The 16,051-nt window shown below is 70.4% G+C and carries 16 protein-coding genes; 6 read left to right on the plus strand and 10 right to left on the minus strand.

The window, feature by feature from the left end; all coding sequences use genetic code 11:
• The first annotated feature begins 183 nt into the window (after positions 1-183).
• Together AC4IJH_RS05350 and AC4IJH_RS05355 are read left to right on the plus strand one after the other, a co-directional pair.
• Positions 184-1,437, plus strand: a complete 1,254-nt coding sequence (locus AC4IJH_RS05350; RefSeq protein WP_490850333.1) for a phospholipase D-like domain-containing protein — start codon at positions 184-186, stop codon at positions 1,435-1,437.
• Between the two features lie 267 nt (positions 1,438-1,704).
• Positions 1,705-2,211 carry a carboxymuconolactone decarboxylase family protein gene (locus tag AC4IJH_RS05355; protein ID WP_490850334.1) on the plus strand — a complete coding sequence of 169 codons (507 nt, stop codon included), beginning with the start codon at positions 1,705-1,707 and terminating at the stop codon, positions 2,209-2,211.
• A gap of 179 nt (positions 2,212-2,390) precedes the next feature.
• Here AC4IJH_RS05355 and AC4IJH_RS05360 read toward each other — a convergent pair whose 3' ends face one another.
• The 3 genes from AC4IJH_RS05360 to AC4IJH_RS05370 form a co-directional block, all read right to left on the minus strand.
• Positions 2,391-2,798: a nuclear transport factor 2 family protein gene (locus AC4IJH_RS05360; protein WP_490850335.1), complete on the minus strand. Its 408-nt coding sequence runs from the start codon at positions 2,796-2,798 to the stop codon at positions 2,391-2,393.
• 62 nt (positions 2,799-2,860) lie between these two features.
• Positions 2,861-3,400, minus strand: coding sequence for a GNAT family N-acetyltransferase (locus AC4IJH_RS05365; RefSeq protein WP_490850336.1), 540 nt, complete (start codon positions 3,398-3,400; stop codon positions 2,861-2,863).
• A 325-nt stretch (positions 3,401-3,725) separates the two neighbouring features.
• Entirely contained in the window at positions 3,726-4,379 is a 654-nt protein-coding gene (locus tag AC4IJH_RS05370) for a TetR/AcrR family transcriptional regulator (protein WP_490850337.1), read from the minus strand.
• Between the two features lie 185 nt (positions 4,380-4,564).
• Here AC4IJH_RS05370 and AC4IJH_RS05375 point away from each other — a divergent pair, with 185 nt between their 5' ends.
• Positions 4,565-4,930 (plus strand): hypothetical protein, encoded by a 366-nt coding sequence (locus tag AC4IJH_RS05375; RefSeq protein WP_490850338.1) that lies wholly within the window; start codon positions 4,565-4,567, stop codon positions 4,928-4,930.
• Between the two features lie 222 nt (positions 4,931-5,152).
• Complete coding sequence (locus tag AC4IJH_RS05380; RefSeq protein ID WP_490850339.1) at positions 5,153-5,788, plus strand: SRPBCC family protein; 636 nt, start codon at positions 5,153-5,155, stop codon at positions 5,786-5,788.
• A gap of 364 nt (positions 5,789-6,152) precedes the next feature.
• Here AC4IJH_RS05380 and AC4IJH_RS05385 read toward each other — a convergent pair whose 3' ends face one another.
• Positions 6,153-6,605, minus strand: coding sequence for a VOC family protein (locus tag AC4IJH_RS05385; protein ID WP_490850340.1), 453 nt, complete (start codon positions 6,603-6,605; stop codon positions 6,153-6,155).
• 496 nt (positions 6,606-7,101) lie between these two features.
• Here AC4IJH_RS05385 and AC4IJH_RS05390 point away from each other — a divergent pair, with 496 nt between their 5' ends.
• Complete coding sequence (locus AC4IJH_RS05390; RefSeq protein WP_490850341.1) at positions 7,102-7,419, plus strand: YkvA family protein; 318 nt, start codon at positions 7,102-7,104, stop codon at positions 7,417-7,419.
• 299 nt (positions 7,420-7,718) lie between these two features.
• Positions 7,719-7,904 carry a thiocillin family RiPP gene (locus AC4IJH_RS05395; RefSeq protein ID WP_490850342.1) on the plus strand — a complete coding sequence of 62 codons (186 nt, stop codon included), beginning with the start codon at positions 7,719-7,721 and terminating at the stop codon, positions 7,902-7,904.
• 78 nt (positions 7,905-7,982) lie between these two features.
• On the opposite strand, the gene AC4IJH_RS05400 is transcribed toward AC4IJH_RS05395, so the two are convergent.
• From AC4IJH_RS05400 to AC4IJH_RS05425, 6 genes are all read right to left on the minus strand, one after another.
• On the minus strand, positions 7,983-8,756 hold the full coding sequence (locus tag AC4IJH_RS05400; protein WP_490850343.1) for a nitroreductase family protein: 774 nt from the start codon (positions 8,754-8,756) through the stop codon (positions 7,983-7,985).
• Positions 8,757-8,779: 23 nt separating this feature from the next.
• The gene (locus AC4IJH_RS05405) at positions 8,780-10,498 is read right to left on the minus strand and encodes a hypothetical protein (RefSeq protein WP_490850344.1); all 1,719 of its coding nucleotides are present in this window, start codon (positions 10,496-10,498) and stop codon (positions 8,780-8,782) included.
• A 173-nt stretch (positions 10,499-10,671) separates the two neighbouring features.
• Positions 10,672-11,316: a TOMM precursor leader peptide-binding protein gene (locus AC4IJH_RS05410; protein WP_490850345.1), complete on the minus strand. Its 645-nt coding sequence runs from the start codon at positions 11,314-11,316 to the stop codon at positions 10,672-10,674.
• Between the two features lie 54 nt (positions 11,317-11,370).
• Complete coding sequence (locus tag AC4IJH_RS05415) at positions 11,371-12,741, minus strand: YcaO-like family protein (protein WP_490850346.1); 1,371 nt, start codon at positions 12,739-12,741, stop codon at positions 11,371-11,373.
• The gene (locus tag AC4IJH_RS05420; protein ID WP_490850347.1) at positions 12,725-13,513 is read right to left on the minus strand and encodes a thiopeptide-type bacteriocin biosynthesis protein; all 789 of its coding nucleotides are present in this window, start codon (positions 13,511-13,513) and stop codon (positions 12,725-12,727) included. Before AC4IJH_RS05420 ends, AC4IJH_RS05415 begins: the two co-directional genes overlap by 17 nt.
• Positions 13,510-16,032, minus strand: a complete 2,523-nt coding sequence (locus AC4IJH_RS05425; protein ID WP_490850348.1) for a hypothetical protein — start codon at positions 16,030-16,032, stop codon at positions 13,510-13,512. Before AC4IJH_RS05425 ends, AC4IJH_RS05420 begins: the two co-directional genes overlap by 4 nt.
• Positions 16,033-16,051: the final 19 nt, after the last annotated feature.

A 16,051-nucleotide genomic window follows, 5' to 3' on the forward strand; every position in this document is an offset into this window, starting at 1 on the left:
CGTGTGAGGGCTGAGCGCCCTTCCTGAGCGCGCCTCGGTGCGTGCCGGGTGATCTGTGACGTTGACGGCAGGTCACAGAATTCCTTTAGCGCTGCGATTACGCCAAGTTAAGCTTTGCCCTGCACCCTTCGGGCCGGTCCCGGGGTGCTTTCTCCTGTCGAACCTTTCGGAATTGGACGAGCCTTGCGTACCAGATCCCCGCGCACGAAGACCCTTCGCAACATAGCCACGGTTTCCGCGCTCGCCATCGGTATCCCGCTGCTGTCGGTGCCCGGCGCCACCGCCGCCGACGCCGCTCCCGTTTCGCTGACGACCACGTTCAACGACCCGACCGGAACCACGGCGCAGCAGAATGCCATCCGCGATCATCTCGTGTCGCTCATCGACCGCGCGGAGCCCGGATCGGTCATCAACGGCTCCATCTATCTGTTCAACGACGATCCGGCCGGCGACGCCTTGGTGAGGGCTCATCAGCGCGGTGTCAAGGTCAAGATGATCGTCGACGGTCAGAACACCGTCGGCGATCCGGCGAAGACCGGGTCGGAATACCCGAAGCTCGCGGCCGCCCTGGGCACCGACACCAGCGGAGAATCGTTCATCCTGGCCTGCCCCGCCACCCGCGGCTGCATAGGCAACCGAAAGCTCAGCACCGGCCGGGCCATCAACCACAACAAGTACTTCCTCTTCTCCAAGACCGGCGGGACCGAGAACGTCGTCTTCCAGACCTCGGCCAACCTCACCAAGACGCAGCGGGTGACGTACTTCAACAACGCGGTCACCATCCCCGACGACGGCTCCGGCCTCTACGCCAACTACCTGGGGTATTGGAAGGACCAGCTCGACAAGGGCTCCCGGGGCAGCGGCCAGGCCGACTACTACACGTCGCAGAAGAGCGGCCCGTACAAGACCTACCGCTTTCCGCGCCGGGAAACGAACGGCACCACCCCCACCACCGACCCGAAGACGGACACCATCTTCTCGGCCCTCAACAATGTCGACTGCGCCGGTGGCCGTACGCAGATCCGGGTCGCCATGTACATCTTCACCCGCGCTCATGTGGCCGAGAAGATGGCCGACCTGAAGAAGGCGGGCTGCCAGGTGGAGCTCGTCCAGAGCGATGAAGCGAAGGTTTTCGGAAAGACGGTGCAAAGCGCGGTCACCGGAAAGCTCAGCTCGCTCACACGGTGCATGGCGACCGCGCAGAATCCGGGCGAGAAGCCGCGGCCGATCACCATTCACTCCAAGTACCTCCTCATTGAAGGTACTTACCGGGGTGTCAAGAACAGCAAGCTGGTCTTCACCGGCAGCCACAACTTCTCGTACCCCAGCCTGCGCGCCCACGACGAGACCCTGCTGAAGATCGACAATGCGGCGGTCTACGACCAGTTCAAGTCCAACTTCAACACCATCAAGAACAACCCGTACTGCGCGGCCTGAGTCCGGCGCTCTTTCCGCCCGGCGCCCCGCGATCGAGCGATCCGGCCCGGGCGGAGAGCTGCCCCCGGAAGGCCCGCGCCTGCTGGTGCTGCTGAGGTTCTCTCCCGGCCGGCAGTAGCAAGATCACTGGCCTGTCCTCGGTCCGCCGACGCCGCTCGCGCGCGGGCCCGTACCTGGACGCGAAAGATTTCTTTGGCCATCGGTCACATCACTCTCTCGCGGTGCGTCAGAGCGGTGACAGCGACACGCAACCCCAAGGAGACGGCCATGGCTGCACGTTCGATCACGGCGGAGATCCCGATGGTTCCGCGGATGCCCGAGGATCCTGCACAGCTCGTTCCCGAGGTGGCGGAGGTGTCGGCGGCGCTGTTCAAGGCCACCGGCAACGGGTCGGTGCCACGCTCCACCATCAGCCTGGTTCAACTGCGTGCCGGCCAGATTGTCGGCAGCACTTACCTGACCGTTCTGCACACGGGCTTCCTGCGCAAGGCAGGGGAGTCGGAGGAGCGGATCACGTCGGTGGCGTCCTGGCAGGACTCGCCGTACTTCACCCCTGCCGAGCGCGCCGCACTGGCATTGGTGGAGGCCGTACTTCAGCCCTCCGCACACGGCGAGAGGGTCTCCGACGAGCTGTACGCCCAGGCAGCCGAGCACTACGAGGCCAAGGCGCTCGCCACCTTGATGTTCGCGATCGGCCAGGTCAACTTCTTCATCGCCGTAGCTCTCATCGCCAAGCCGGTGCCCGGCCGCTCCTTCACCGAACCGTGGAAGTAGGGCCACCCGTGCCAGGTCCTGCGGCTGACGGTTGAGGCGGGACCCGATCCCAGCACGGGTGGATCCGTATGGCGCGCCAGACGCCCACTGGCGCGTCACACGACTCACCGGACCGCTCCGGAGGCGCGTGGGGCATGCCCGCCCGCGGCATAGCTCCGGCGACTACTGCTCAGGTCTGTTCAACTCACCTGCTCCGGCGCGAAGTAGTCCCGCAGCCGAGCGATCTTCCCGTCGCGGATGCGGAAGATCTGTACCAGCGAGACCGCCACGTCCGCTCCGTTCGCGTCGAAGACCGTGTCGATCTCGGCGATGAACACGTCGGGGTCGGCGGTGGTGTGCAGTACGTACCCGGACTTCTCCAGATTCGGCGTTCCCAGGTCGTTCCCCTGCCGCTCGTAGTACGCCGCCATTGCCCTGCGGATCTCCTCGCGCCCTTCCAAACGCCTGGGGAAGGCGGCATCGGCGGGCACGAGCGGTGCCTCGAAGACGCCGTCCTCGGTGAACATCTCGGCCAGGGCATCAGCATTGCGGGTCAGGGCACCGGCGTAGACGTAGCTTTCGAAGATCTCTTGCGCGGATCCGGACACGGCAATCTCCTTGGAAGCAGACACGGATACTGAGACGGATGGCCACCCCATTACAGGGTGGGTCACTGTGCTGGCCGATCGATGCGGTAGAGATAGTGAGTGCGGCCGTCGACGGGATTGTCCGGTTCCAGGGCGCCCTCGGCGGCTCGGCGCAGTCCGGCCTTTTCCAGTATTCGCCAGGATGCCCGGTTGGCCGCTGATACCGGCACCAGGACGCAGGGGGCATCGGGGTGGTCGTCCCAGGTCGTCCGGATGACCGATCGGACCATTCGTGTGCCGAGTCCTTGGCCGGTCAGCTGGGGCTCACCGATCAGATAGTCGATGGTCATGGCCTCGTCGGGCACCGTGACGATGGCGGCGAGCTCGGCCAGGTACTCGGGGTAGTCGGACAGGCGGGAACGCTGGACCAGGCCGATCGGTCGGCCGTCGAGGTAGGCCAGCAGGTCCTCCGACGGCTCCTCGCCGTTGACGGCGGGGCCGAAGTCCCGTACCACCGCCTCGATGGAGGTCTCGTGGTTCCACCATCGGGCTACATGCGGCTGCTCCAGCCAGTGCTGCAGCAACGGGAAGTCGTGCTCGGCGAGGCGACGCCAGGTGATCATCGGGATGCCTCCGGTGAGCGCGGAGGTAAGGAACGCTCCACGGACTTGGTCTGTTGGTTGCGGCGGGCGGGCGGGCGGGCGGGCGGGCTCTGCGGCGCGGCAGGTGTTTTGTTTCACCCTGGACTCCGAGGTCCGGAGCAGAGCCCCATTTTCGGGAAGTGGCGGGGCAGGGAGCAAGGCCGGGCCGTACGTACGGGCGTGTCGTGAACTGGCCCTGTTTCCTTGCCTGTTCGGGAGCGCCATCGTCATCGCCTTCGCCGTCAAGTGCGGCTGTTGCGCCGGGTGATCTCCAAGAAGGCGGCGTCAGCCCGTTGGTGGGCAGAGGTCAAATCCGGGGCGTCAGCAGGTCGTTGAGTTCGGCTTCGAAGAGGAGGGCGGGGTCGAAGCGCATTCCGGCGAAGTGGCCGGCGAGTTCCAGGGACAGGACGCCGTGCAGGCGGGTCCAGACGGTCAGGGCCCGGTGGAGGGCCGCAGGCGGGGCGGGGTGGCCATCGGCCCAGTCCCGGTGTTCTTCCAGGTGGGTGCTGAACGGGGTCGCGGGGCTGTCCGGGGCGAGCGCCGTGCAGGCGTCGAGCAGGGCGGTCATGATCTCGCCGGAGATGCCGGTGATGTCCTCGGGGGCGTGGTAGCCGGGGACGGGGGTGCCGTAGATGAGGAGGTACCGCTGGGGGTGCTCCAGGGCCCAGCCGCGCAGGGCGTGTGCCAGTGCGGCCACGTCGGCACCGTTGGCGGAGGCCGCGTGGATGGTGTCGGCGAGGCTTCGGTACGCGTCCCGGATGAGCTCGGTGATCAGCTCGTCGCGGCTGGCGAAGTAGCGGTAGAGCGCGGGTCCGCTCATGCCCATCTGTTTGGCGATCGCGTTGAGGGAGAGGGCTGAGGCCCCCGCCGTGGCGATCTGCTCCCAGGCGCGTTCCTTGACCTCCGCGCGCACCTGGGTGCGATAGCGCTCGCGCGGCGTCTTCGCGTCCGTATTCGCCATGGTCCGCCGCCTTCCCCCAGCATGTGGCTACAGATTCAAGATTTAGTTAGAGGTTATCACGCAACCCGTTGACCTCCCGGTCCGCACTGCGTTACAACTTCTAACGAACGCACGAGCATCTAGCTCAGCACGGAGTGCGCGGTCCGGCCGCGCACCCGTGCACGCCACCGGATGAGGAGACCTCCATGACCACCACGGTCGAGTTACACCCCGCCCGCACAGGCCGGCGCGTTCCGCTGCCGGTGACCGTCTCCGCCTGGGCGGTCCCCGTCATGGTGATCGGTCAGTTCGCCCTGCTCTCGGGCATCCCCGTCGTGATCGCGCTGGCCGGCGCACTCCTTCGCGTCCCCGACCGGGCGGTCCGCTGGGCGGCCACGTCGGTTGCTGCCACGTACGTGATCCCGCTCGTCGTATGGCTGACGCGGCCCGACGGGGCGCAGAGCCTGTCCAAGGACATGCACCCCGTGTTCGTCGGGCTGATGGTTGCCGCGTCCGCCGCCCTCGTCGTCACCCTCCACCGAGCCCGGTCCCGGCGCCTCCCCGTGCGGTGAACGCGCGCCGCCCAGGTTCGCTGCACCGCCTCCACCGCCAGCCGCGCCGCCGGCGTGACGCAGGGCGCCGAGCGCCCGGCAGGTGTGTACGCCGGACAGGTCGCCCGCGACCGATGACGCGTCCGCCTGGCGATCCAACAGGCGACCCCAAGAGGTAACGCTCGATCAACAGGCACCACGCACCTGGCAGTTGACCGTCCAGCAATTGACAAGGAGAACGCCATGTCCGGCATCCGCAGCACCAGCATCCGAGCCGCCCTCTTCGCCGTCCCGCTCGCCCTCGTCGGCATCCTCGGCACCGCCGCAGCGCCCGCCGGGGCCACTCCCCACCACCCCGGCACGTCCCTCACCTGCCGCGGGGAAGGCGTCGACCCCGACGCGCGAGTCCGCTACAAGACCGAGACCGTCATCAACGCGCCGCTGCACACCATTTGGAAGCTGCAGACCGACGTGGAGCGCTGGCCGTCCTGGCAGGCGCCGGTCAAGACCATAGAGCGCCTCGACCACGGCCCCTTCCGGGAGGGGTCCGCGTTCCGGTGGACGACCCCGGTGCCCCCCAACCCGACCCCCGCCACCAGCCTGGAGATCACCTCGACCGTGGAGCAGCTCAAGCGCAACTCCTGCATCCGCTGGACCGGGCCCGCGATCGGTGAGGGACTGCACATCGACGGTGTCCACGTGTGGAACTTCACCAAGGTCAAGGGCGGCGTCCTGGTGCGTACGGAAGAGACGCACACCGGCCCCCAGGTCGATGCGGACGTCCCCACCGCCACCAAGATCCTCCGTGCGGGTCTCGAAGGATGGCTGCGCGACCTGAAGACCACCGCCGAAGCCCGCACCCACGACCAGCGCCACTGACCCACGCGCCAGGCCCACGCACCAGAGCCGCACCCGCGCCGCCGCCCTCCTCGACCCCATGGTGAGGAGGGCGGCGGCGCGGCCGTCTAGGAACAAACGGTGGCCGCCGAGGTGTCGGGGAGGAGGCGGGGCCAGTCGTTGGTTCTGCTTTCCTCGCAGATGCGGGCGGCGGTGGTGTCGGCGCCCGTGCTCCACAGGAGCGTGCTGCCGGTGTGGTCGGCGGAGGCCAGGTAGTGGCTGCCGGGGGTGGGGGAGAAGGCCAGGTCGGTGATGGCGTTGGTGTGGCCGCCGCGCCAGCCCCGGCCAGTGGGAGAGAGCGGAGACCGAGATGCGCGCCGTCACGTACGCAAAGCCGTGGTCCGGCCTACGCCGCGCAGAACTCGTTGCCTTCCGGGTCGAGCATGATCCACCAGTGTCCGGCGGGCCCCTTGTCGAGTTCGCGGACGCGGGTTGCTCCCAGGCCCTCCAGCCGGGCCACCAGGGCTTCGAGGTCGCCAGGCTCGCTGTGGATGTCGATGTGCAGACGGTTCTTGCCGGACTTGGCTTCGGGTACGTCCTGGAAGAGCAGCCGTCTGCCGCGGCCGACGCCGCTGGTCTCGTCGTACGGGTCCTCGGGGTGGCGGATCGCGGCGAAACCGCGGAAGGTCTGGCGGCCGCCGTGCTCGACGATTGCCTCCTCGCTGATATGCCCGGCGGCCAGCAACTGCTCGATGAGAGTGCTGGGGTCTTCCACCTCGTACTCCAGGGCCGCGGCCCAGAAGTCCGCGAGAGCGGATGCGTTCGTGCTGTCGATGACCAACTTCCAACCCAATGTCATGGGGCCAGTTATATAGGCCCCGGACATGGCAGGCGTCAGCCGGATCTCGGCTCGCACCAGCGAGATCATGGCGGCAGTGGAAGACGGAAGCGGCGCCACCACCTTGTGTCTCCGCGTGTTCGTGTCTCGGCTGGGGCGCCGGCGGTGGTCTCGCAGACCGGCGGGTACTGCTGGTCCTCGGCCCGCCGACCAGAACCCCGATCACCAGATGGACGCCCAGCTGCGGGCCGGCATGGACAGTGACCACTTCCACGGCGGCACTGCGGTGAGTTATTTCTGCGGACAGAGGTGTGTCTGTACCGCAGTGAGGACTTTCTCGGACTGCATGGGGTTGAACTGCGTTGCACCGGAGAAGCGGATTCGCTCGTGGTCTGCCCGCTCCGACCGCCGCCACCAGGTGCCCCGCCCACAAGGCCCAGTTGATCCGGATTTCCCTGGCGGGGAATGCGGGTACCCGTGGCCGGGTGCGCGGTCGGGCGTGGGGAGGAGACGGGCCATGAGCAATGAGCTGACGGTGGTTTCGGCTTTTGTGGTGGGTGCCATTGCGGCGATGGTCGTGGTGGTTGTTGTTCTGTTGGTGAGGCTGGTGCGGGCGCGGCGGATTCTGCGTGATGCCGGGGTGCCGTTGCACAACAAGGCGGCCTATTGGGGTGCGTTGATCTATACGTTCTCTCCTGTCGACCTGCTTCCTGATCCCGTCTATCTCGATGACATCGGGATTCTGTTGCTGGCGCTGCGCTCGCTGCATGCGGCGGTGAAGCGGGGCGGGGGAGAGGAGCCGAACGGGGGAGATGACCGAGCGGTGCTTCGGTAGCGGTTCGGTGGGCTTGGGCAGGCGGTGCGGTGGCTGCGGGGGCGCGGTGCGGTGGTGTGTCGGCGCGGAGGGGGAGATCAGGCCTCTGACCTGGGGGTGAGGGGTGGCGGGCGCCGGGAGAAGGGATCGGGCGGTGGGTGGTGGGTGCTCCGAAACCTCCGAGTCCTCTGGGTGCGATTCGTCCCTGAGCGGCGTTCGTGGTCGTGGTGCGGGTGGCTTCTGGCGTCCTATGGAAGTGGCCCGGAAGGAGACACCGGGAGCAATCACCACGAACGCAAGAGAAAGCGGAGGAGAGCATCATGAACGAGAACCTCGCCGGTCTCGACCTGTACGCGGAGGACGAGGGCCTGGAGGGGCTGTGGGCCGAGGAACTGCCCGCGGCGGGTAGCCCGTCGTCCACGCTCGGCACGGCCAGCACGCAGTCGACGCTCGCCTGTCCGTTCAGCACCGCCGGATCCGCGGCGACGGCGGGCAGCGCCGGCTGAGGCCGGATGCGCTCACGTCGAAAAGGAGGCTCCCGCCACCGTTGGGCGGCGGGAGCCTCCTTTGCGTGGTCCGTACGGTCAGGCGGGGTGACCGACGGCGAAGGCGAACAGCGCGGTTTCGGTGAGGCCGTCGATTGCGGCGCGCTCGCGCAGTACGTGGGGGAGCACCCCGGCGAACCCGGCTCCGGCCAGTTTCTGCTCCGTGGCCGTGAGCCACATGGCCTGGACCGACGCGCCGGCGCGGGTGAGCAGGCGCCGGTAGCCGTGCGCCCCGCGAGCGGCCAGTTCCTGCGCGAAGTCTCCGGTCATGAGGATGAGCGCGGCCGCGTCGGCGAACTCGCGTTGCAGTACGAACTCCGACAGCTCGCTGCGTGCGTGGATGGGGCCGACGGGCTGGAGGCAGGCGAGCTCGTGCCGGTAGCGGTGGATGGCGAGCGGCACCTGCGCCACATTCGATGTGACGACGAGAGCCTGGAGCGGCGTCTCGGTCGGCGCGCGCAGCGCGGCGTCGGCATCCGTCGCGGCCCGCAGCAGCCGGTGCAGGGTGGCAGCCTTCAACGGCAGGTCGGAGTAGGCGCGTTGAGACCTCCGGTGGATGACTGCTTCGAGTGGGGCTGGGGGCGAACTCGCGGCGGTCTGGCGGCCGGTGGTCAGGGGATGGAAGCGCACCTCACCCGTGGGGCGGGGGCGGGGAGGCAAGTGTCTTGATGTGGCGGTGCCTTGGGGGCGAGAGTCGCGGAGTTGCGTCAGTATCTGGTCGACCAGGGCGTGTCCGGGCGGCACCAAGGCTGCGTTCGCAGGGTGGTGTTGTTCTTCGCGGTCGGTGTTCTGGGGCGGGGATGAGGCGGGCATGGGGGTTTTCCTTTCGGGGGCGCTCACGCGGCAGGAGTGGAGGTGGTTGCCGGGCGCGGGGGGAGGGTCAGCATGGCGATGCCGGTGATCGGCTCGTAGTGGTCCGGCAGGCCGAGGGCGGTGGCGGCGGACGCGTCGTCCCACTCGGCGGCGGGTGCGCAGATCAGACCCAGTGCGCTGGAGACGGTGAGAAGCTGCTCCAGGGCTACGCCGGCGTCGAGCAGACACACGCGCAGGGCGAACGTGCGGTACTTGGAGGCGACGCGGTGGAATCCGGCGGTCAGCACGATCGCCGCGGCGCCCTGGCCCGCCTGGAGGCCGTCGAGCGTGCGGCGGGCAGCGGCGGTGTCCAGCTCACGGATGCGGGAGAGGCCGTGGGTGAAGGGGTCGTAGAAGTGAACTCCCTTGGAAATGCCGGGGAGTTTGACGTTGATCAGGTACGCCTGTGGTGATCCCAGGTTGCCGCCGGTGGGCGCGTAGCGGCGTACCGCCGTCTCCGGTGATCCTTGTACGGCGGGCCCGCGCAGCCCGAAGGCCGTACCGAGCAGTGCCGCGACGCGGGCCTTCATGTCCAGCGGGCTGGGAGCCCGGGCGGCCCGTCGCAGAGCGGTTTCCACGGGCGGCAGGGCGAGCATCGGCGCGTTCGCGTACGCCTTGTGGTCCCGCTGCTTGAGCCGGTTGCGGACCTCGTAGTGCGCCTGGTGGGCCCTGGGGCTGGTGTCCTCCCGCGGCGGGAAGGCCACCGCCTGGTCGTATGTGTACGGGGCGGGAAAGGGGCCGGTGATCTCGGCGAGCCCGGGTACGGGCGGCAGGCAGTGGCGGCAACCGACCTTGCGTACCAGGGGTGTTGTCGTGGTCGTGCCCGCCGCGAGGTCGATGACGGCGCCGCCCTGGCGGCTGAGGGGAGTGCCGATGCCTGCCACCAGATGGAAGATCTCGGTCGCGGCGAGGGGGAGCCATCCGGCGGTCGAGGTGGTGGCCGTACCGCTGTCCCGGGAGGCCGGTGCGTGACCGGTCCCCGCGCGGTAGCAGCGGAAGCACGCCGTGACGGGCCGGTGGAAGCGGGGGCCTATCCGGTGTTGCCCACCCGAGCGGTGCAGGTGGATCCAGGGGAGGTCGAGCGGCGTGCAGATGGCGTCGATGACTGTGAAGAATCGGTCCGAGGCGGCTCCTCTGGGGCCGTCCCACACCGCCGCGACCAGCACCTTGCGGACGTCGGGCGGCAGGGCCCGCGCCAGGTCCCGGGGGCGGGAGAGGGGGTACGCACGCACGCCGCACGAGGTCAGCAGGCCGGTCAGCCGGTCCGCGTCGGCGCGCTGCCCGGCGACCACCTGGACGACGGTGGTGCTCAGCGCGCGTTGCAAGGAGGCGGGGCCAGGGTGGATCCGTGTCGTGTCGATCAGCCGGGTCGCGAGATCCGTGACGCCGGGCGGCACCGGGGAGTGCGGGTCGGGGACGCCGTCGACGAGCAGGCCGCGCGTGTAGAGCAGGGCCACGACGGCGGCGACGGAACCCGCGGGCGCCTGGACGGCTCCGGCGATCGTGTGCACCGTACGCGTTCCGTCGAGCAACGGCAGGATGCGGGGCAGTAGTTCGGTGGCCGCCTTGCCGCGGAACACCTGCCGCCCGGCCGCACCGTCGATGACGAGCCCCGCCGTGAAGGGCACGCAGACGGCACCGGGCACCAGAGCGGGGCGTTCGGGCACGCTGAACTGCTGGTCCTGGCTGACGGCGCTGAGCATGTCGGAAGCCGAGACGAGATGCGGCCCGCCGGGCGTGGGAAATTCTTTCAACTCGTGTTCTGTGGCGTCTGGTTGAGAAGTTGGGGCGGTTCGCGGTCCCGTGGAAGAGCGGACGGCGGGCTTGGTCGAGGGCATATCGGTGGTTCCTGTTCGCATGGGGGAGGCGCGGTGGGTCAGGCCCGTTCGGCGGCTGTCGCAGCGGCCGCCGACGCCGCGACCGGCAGCAAGTCGGCGTATCCGCGGGCTTCTTCGGACCGCCCCGTGCCGCACCGAGGGCAGCGGTGAACCCCCACGGTGCGGCTGCGGCTCGTCCGGAGGGTCAGCAGATCGACCTGGAGCACCGCGCCGGGCTCGCGCGGGGGAGCGGGGCGCAGTGCGTCGAGGGCCAGCTCGGCGGCCAGGGCGGCATGGGCGGGGAGCACCCCGCGCGGCCCGTCCTGGACGTGCGCCCGATAGTGCTCCTCGATGACGGCATCGCTGCTGGCCCGGCCCGGCACGGAGTGCTGTCGCACCCGCGCCAGATAGCACGCCGAACAGGGTGCGCCGAGGCGGCTCAGCGGCCCGACCCGCAGCACCGGCAGATCCAGGACGAGCGGCAGCGAGCACGCGCCACGGCCGCGCGCGAAGCGGTCCAGCGACTCCTCCTCGTACCGCGCGATCCTGCCGCGCGCAAAGACATACGCATCGGCCGTCGGCAGCCGGCCCAGCTCGTTGCGGGATACGGTCCGCAGTTGCCAGCGTCCCAGCGCGGCGGACTCCAGGGCCGCTGCGACGGCCTCGGCGAAGGCGTCGGTGGCGATCACGTACAGACTCTTCACGGTGGTTTCTCTCCTCGGTCTCCGCTGCGGGTGTCGGGCGTTCGGCGGCTTCCGTCAGGCGAAGGGCTGGGGGTACGGGTTGAGCCGGTCCTCCGGCAGCGCGCGCCGCCCCATGGCCGTGGGCGCGTCGTACAGGCGCGGGTGCCCGCGGTACTGGGCGAGGTGGACGAAGGACAGCGGCATCAGCCCGGGCACCACCGTGCGCACCACCCGCATCCCGGCGCGCAGCGCCTCGTCGCAGGTGAGGTCGACGGCGTAGGCGTCCAGGCCGCGGGATGTCAACCGGCCCAGCAGATACCGCAGTTCCTCGTCCCCCGTGGCGAAGTGCCGCCGGGGCAGCTCGCTCAGCCGCACCGAGTGCGGACTGTCCAGCAGGAAGCCGAAGGCGTCCGCGCGCTCGGGCGCCCCCATGTACAGGGCGCCGTCCCACACGTTGCTGAAGGCGGCGGTGTCCTGCCGCGCCGGGGTACGGCTGCGCGCGGTCAGACCGATGTGGGAGGAGGCGACCTCGCGATAGGTCTTGGCCACCGCCACCACGGGGTCCGGCTCGGTGGCGCACATGACCAGGGTGCGGATCTGCGGGTGATGCAGCAGCTGCTCCACGGCATACACCGTCGGGACACCCACGTCCGTGGTCGCGTCGAAGAGATGCAGGCGGGTGTGGCTGTGCTCCGAACGCTCCATCGCCTCGGCCAGCTCCGGCGGACACTCGTCCGGTTCGATGCGCGGCAGCGCCAGTCGCTGCAGCCAGGTGAGCGCGATGGCGTCCCGCTCGATGACCTCGGCCAGCCCCTTGGCCAGTGCGGTGGCCAGGTCCGGATGGGCGGCGCAGCCCGTCGAGATCTGGTTCCACCAGCGCTCGCCCGGAAGGTCGGCGCGATAGTGCAGATACACCATGACCGCCGGTATCCACGCCGGGCGGCCGGTGGTCAGATGCACCCCGCGCACCCATCGCTGCGGCAGTGACTTGTCCGGTACGCGCAGCGGACATCCCGGGTGCCCGGCCTCCCGCTCGGAGACACGGGGACAGTCGTCGAGGTCGACCAGGTGCTCCCCGTCCGCCTCCAGTTCCCGCGCCGTGGCCACCCGCATGCTGTCGCGGTCGTACACGGTGGAGGCGTACCGCTCCAGCGCCTCCGCGATGCACAGCCAGGAGGCGCGGTCCGGTTCCAGCGATCCGCCCGCGCCGTCCAGCGTCGCGTACGTCCCCGCCATCTCGAACTCGCGGCACCAGTCCGCCACTTCGGGCAGTACGGCGGAGGTGTCGCCCAGGGATGCGGTGGCGACGGCGAACCTCGGGTCGCCGGGCGGGGAGGGGAGTGCGGAGACATGGGAGACCAGTCCGCCGTGCGGCGACACCAGGCCGCGCAGCCGCGCAGGTGTGTCCTGCGGGGTTGTCTGACGGTCCTCAAGGCTGGGGCGCATGGGGTCCTCCAAGGGGGTGGGGGTGATGAGAAGCGCTGGTCAGCGAGTGATGCAGGACGGCAGCCGCCACTGCCTCCTGTGCCGGTGTCACGCCCAGCCGGTTGTTGGCGAGGTGCAGATGGTGGAAGAGCAGATAGCGGTCCAAGTCGGCTGTCCTGCCGGGTGGTTGGCCGAGTGCGGCTGCGGTGTCGGCCAGGGTTCGGTGCAGGGCGGGCCGCCGCTCCAGTTCCCGTACGGCCCGGATCGCGGCGGCGCCATGGGCGCGGGCCCGCTGGAAGGCCGCGATCCTGCCGCCCGACCAGTACCAGGCGTAGTGGTACAGGAAGGACGCGCGCTCGGACGGCGGCAGGCGCTCGGCGGCCAGCCGCACGAGGGCGGTGGCGTACAGGTGCCGGTCCGGCCAGTAGTCGGTGGCGGCCAGCTCCAGGGCCAGTTCACTGGTGTGCTGCTGGACGGCCTCGGCGCGGTCGACGCCGTCCGGGCCGCGGTACTTCGCGTACTCCGGCTCGTACACGTGGTAGGAGACGGTGCGACCGGCGAAGGCGCGTTCCGCGAGGTCCTGGACCGTGGCGAGGGCCGGCAGTGTGCCGCGCAGGCGCAGCCGCAGATGCCATCCGGCGATGTCGTGCCAGCGCAGGAAGAACCAGCGATCGGCACCCGCCGCCCGTGCCGTCGGCAGCAGCTCGCGCACCGGCCCGGCGACGAGCCGCTGGACGCCGACGGCGTCGTCTGCCGCGATGCGCAGGCAGAGCCAGTCCTGAGCCTCCCTCATATCCCGGCTCCTTGAGGTGAGTTATGCAGGGCAGGGGCACCGGTGAGGCGCACCGAGGTGAGGAACTCCGTGGCGCGCGGCGCTCCCTCGTCATCCCGCACCCAGCAGCCGTCCGTGCCGGGCAGCACTTCGGTCAGCTCCACCGGGCCGGTCGCGGCGCGCAGTGCGCCGAAGGCGGCGCGCAGCGCGTGCGGGCTGTCGAAGGCGAGCCAGCAGGGCTTGTGGCGGCCGGAGCCGCTGCGGTCCGTGACGAACACTTCGGTCGGCAGGCCGTGCGTGCGCGCGAAGCGTGCGGCGCGGGCCAGCAGGGTGAGGTCGTCATCGCCCGGATCGGGCCAGGGGAGCAGCTGCGCGGGCAGGTACCAGCGGCGCCGGGAGGTGACCAGGCGGCCTTCCTGTACGCGCCCCAGGGCGACCGGCTCCCGGTACGCGAGGGCGGGCACCGGCTCGGGCCGCCCTTCCGCGCACGCCCAGGGGTTGGCCAGGAGCAGCAACAGCCGCACCGGTCCCGACAGGAGGTGCGCGGGCACCACGGAGAGGTCGATCAGTGCGACGGGTCCGCCGTCGCGGTCGGTGAGCTGCAAGGTGCCGCTATCCACGTCATGATGCAGCGTCAAATCATCCAGCCCACAGGCTGGTTGTTCGTCCCAGGCCGCGCTGGGCAGATCTCCCGGCAGGCGCAGCAGCGGCAGCAGTCCAGGCTGGGGAATCTGCATGCCGGAGACCTCGGAGAAGGGCGCCACCTGGAGCGCGTGGTGACCGGGATGCAGGGCTCGCAGCCAGTCGCCCAGCTCCGTGGCCAGATCCACGCCCGGTACGGCCGCCCAGCGGGCCAGCAGCCCGGCGCCCCCGAGATGCACCTTGTTCACCACGGTCAGGTGCGCGCCCTCCCGTACGGCGGCCTCGTCGTACGCGGCGACCTGGAAGGCCACCGTGGCGGTGGCCGGGGCGAGGCTGCCGTACCCGCCCAGCAGCGGATCGCGCTCCCGGCTCCGGTCCGCGCCGGCGGCCGAGTCGGCGGCGAGCGCCTGCCGCAGCGTGTGGTGGTGGCCGGGGCGGCGGGCGACGGAGTGGAGGAAGGCGAGGATGTCCGTACAGCGTCCGCCGGTCCCGTACCGGGCGACGAAAGCGCTGACCAGGACCCCGTACAGGGCGCTGCGCACGGTGCGGTCGGCCAGCCGCTCCCCGAGCCGCACCAAGTCGTCGCGCACGGTGGCGGGCAGGGTGCCGCAGGGCCCGACGGTCACCGTCTCATGTGCCGGAGGCGCCGACCGCACCTCCGCCGACGCCTGGCGGCGCAGCACCGCGCACGCCCCGTCGAAGGCCGCACCCGCCTCACTGTGCACCGCCAGGCGCTCCTTTGCCGTGGCCTGCGGAAGCCGGGCGACGCAAGCGGCCAACCGCTCGACATGGCAGGCCAGTTCCCCTGCCCGTGACGTAGCGGCGTGGCGCAGTGCCTTGGCGAGCGGGCCCAGCGCATCGGTGTCGTACGGGCCCCAGGGCGCCACCGGCCGGACCAGACCGGCCCGCACCAGCCGCCGGGCGAGGGCCGCCGCACCGGGATCGGGTGCGCAGGGCCGGGGAGGCGGGCCAAACAGCAGGCCGCCGTAGGCATCGACCGCAGTGAGCTCGTCGATCCGGGACAGGGTGCCCAGCGCGGGGACGTACCACGGCAGGGCGGCGAGCAGTTCGCCGTCGACCTCGCGGCAGCCGTCGTGCCACGCCAGCTCGACAGCGCGGCTCAGCTCCGGGTCGGCCGCGCAGTCCAGCAGCAGGTGCAGCGCCTGGGGCCGGGCGCCCACCAGGTGCCGGGCCACCGTGCGGTCGGGGGCGCCGGTCCAGCAGGCGCCCGGTCCGGGTGGTGCGAAGGCCGCCGTGCCCACCACCGTCAGCGAACTGTTCGGGCTGGTCTTGAGCATCGCCCTGGTGAGATAGGCGGTGGCGGTCCGCGCGGGCCGGCTCTTCGGTGCGGCCAGGGCTGCGGCGTCCGCGACGAGCAGTACGCGGGCGGCCTCGGGTGCGGTCAGCGCCAGAGCGGCACGCAGGGCGGGTACGGACAGCGCCTGGCGCAGGGCGTGCGCGGCCCGCAGGAGGTCGGCATCCAGCGCGGTACGGGCCTGGTCGCGAAGGGCCAGGGCTCTCCGATGGTGTGCGGCCCACTCCTTCGCGCGCCCCAGTGCCCCCGGCTCCAGTGCGGCGCCCGCCGCTGCCAGGGTCCGCAGCGTGCGCCGGGTCAGGCGTCCGTTGTGTACGTCGCGGCGCAGGTCCAGCAGGGACCGCCGAACGGCCTTGTCCGGTGCGGCCGGTACGGCCGCGGCCAGCGCGTCGGCCAGTTCAGGCGCCGCTGCCCCGGCCCGTGCGGTGGCCTCCTCGGCACGCGCGAGCAGTTCGGTGGTGGCCGTGGCGCGCAGCGCGTACCGCTGGGCGGCGGGCAGGCCGCACAGCCGGACCATCGCGAAGGGCGCCGTCAGCGCCGGTGGCGCGTGCTGCACCGCGGGGGAGTGCTGCGTTGGCTCCACGAGGCTCCTCCTTCATTAC

It is taken from the genome of Streptomyces sp. UF-297, assembly GCF_058245575.1.

Coding starts and splice junctions, on each gene's coding strand:
- AC4IJH_RS05355 (WP_490850334.1), top strand. CDS start 1,705: ATGGCTGCACGTTCGATCACGGCGGAGATCCCGATGGTTCCGCGGATG.
- AC4IJH_RS05365 (WP_490850336.1), bottom strand. CDS start 3,400: ATGATCACCTGGCGTCGCCTCGCCGAGCACGACTTCCCGTTGCTGCAG.
- AC4IJH_RS05370 (WP_490850337.1), bottom strand. CDS start 4,379: ATGGCGAATACGGACGCGAAGACGCCGCGCGAGCGCTATCGCACCCAG.
- AC4IJH_RS05375 (WP_490850338.1), top strand. CDS start 4,565: ATGACCACCACGGTCGAGTTACACCCCGCCCGCACAGGCCGGCGCGTT.
- AC4IJH_RS05380 (WP_490850339.1), top strand. CDS start 5,153: ATGTCCGGCATCCGCAGCACCAGCATCCGAGCCGCCCTCTTCGCCGTC.
- AC4IJH_RS05385 (WP_490850340.1), bottom strand. CDS start 6,605: ATGACATTGGGTTGGAAGTTGGTCATCGACAGCACGAACGCATCCGCT.
- AC4IJH_RS05390 (WP_490850341.1), top strand. CDS start 7,102: ATGAGCAATGAGCTGACGGTGGTTTCGGCTTTTGTGGTGGGTGCCATT.
- AC4IJH_RS05395 (WP_490850342.1), top strand. CDS start 7,719: ATGAACGAGAACCTCGCCGGTCTCGACCTGTACGCGGAGGACGAGGGC.
- AC4IJH_RS05400 (WP_490850343.1), bottom strand. CDS start 8,756: ATGCCCGCCTCATCCCCGCCCCAGAACACCGACCGCGAAGAACAACAC.
- AC4IJH_RS05405 (WP_490850344.1), bottom strand. CDS start 10,498: ATGCTCAGCGCCGTCAGCCAGGACCAGCAGTTCAGCGTGCCCGAACGC.
- AC4IJH_RS05415 (WP_490850346.1), bottom strand. CDS start 12,741: ATGCGCCCCAGCCTTGAGGACCGTCAGACAACCCCGCAGGACACACCT.
- AC4IJH_RS05420 (WP_490850347.1), bottom strand. CDS start 13,513: ATGAGGGAGGCTCAGGACTGGCTCTGCCTGCGCATCGCGGCAGACGAC.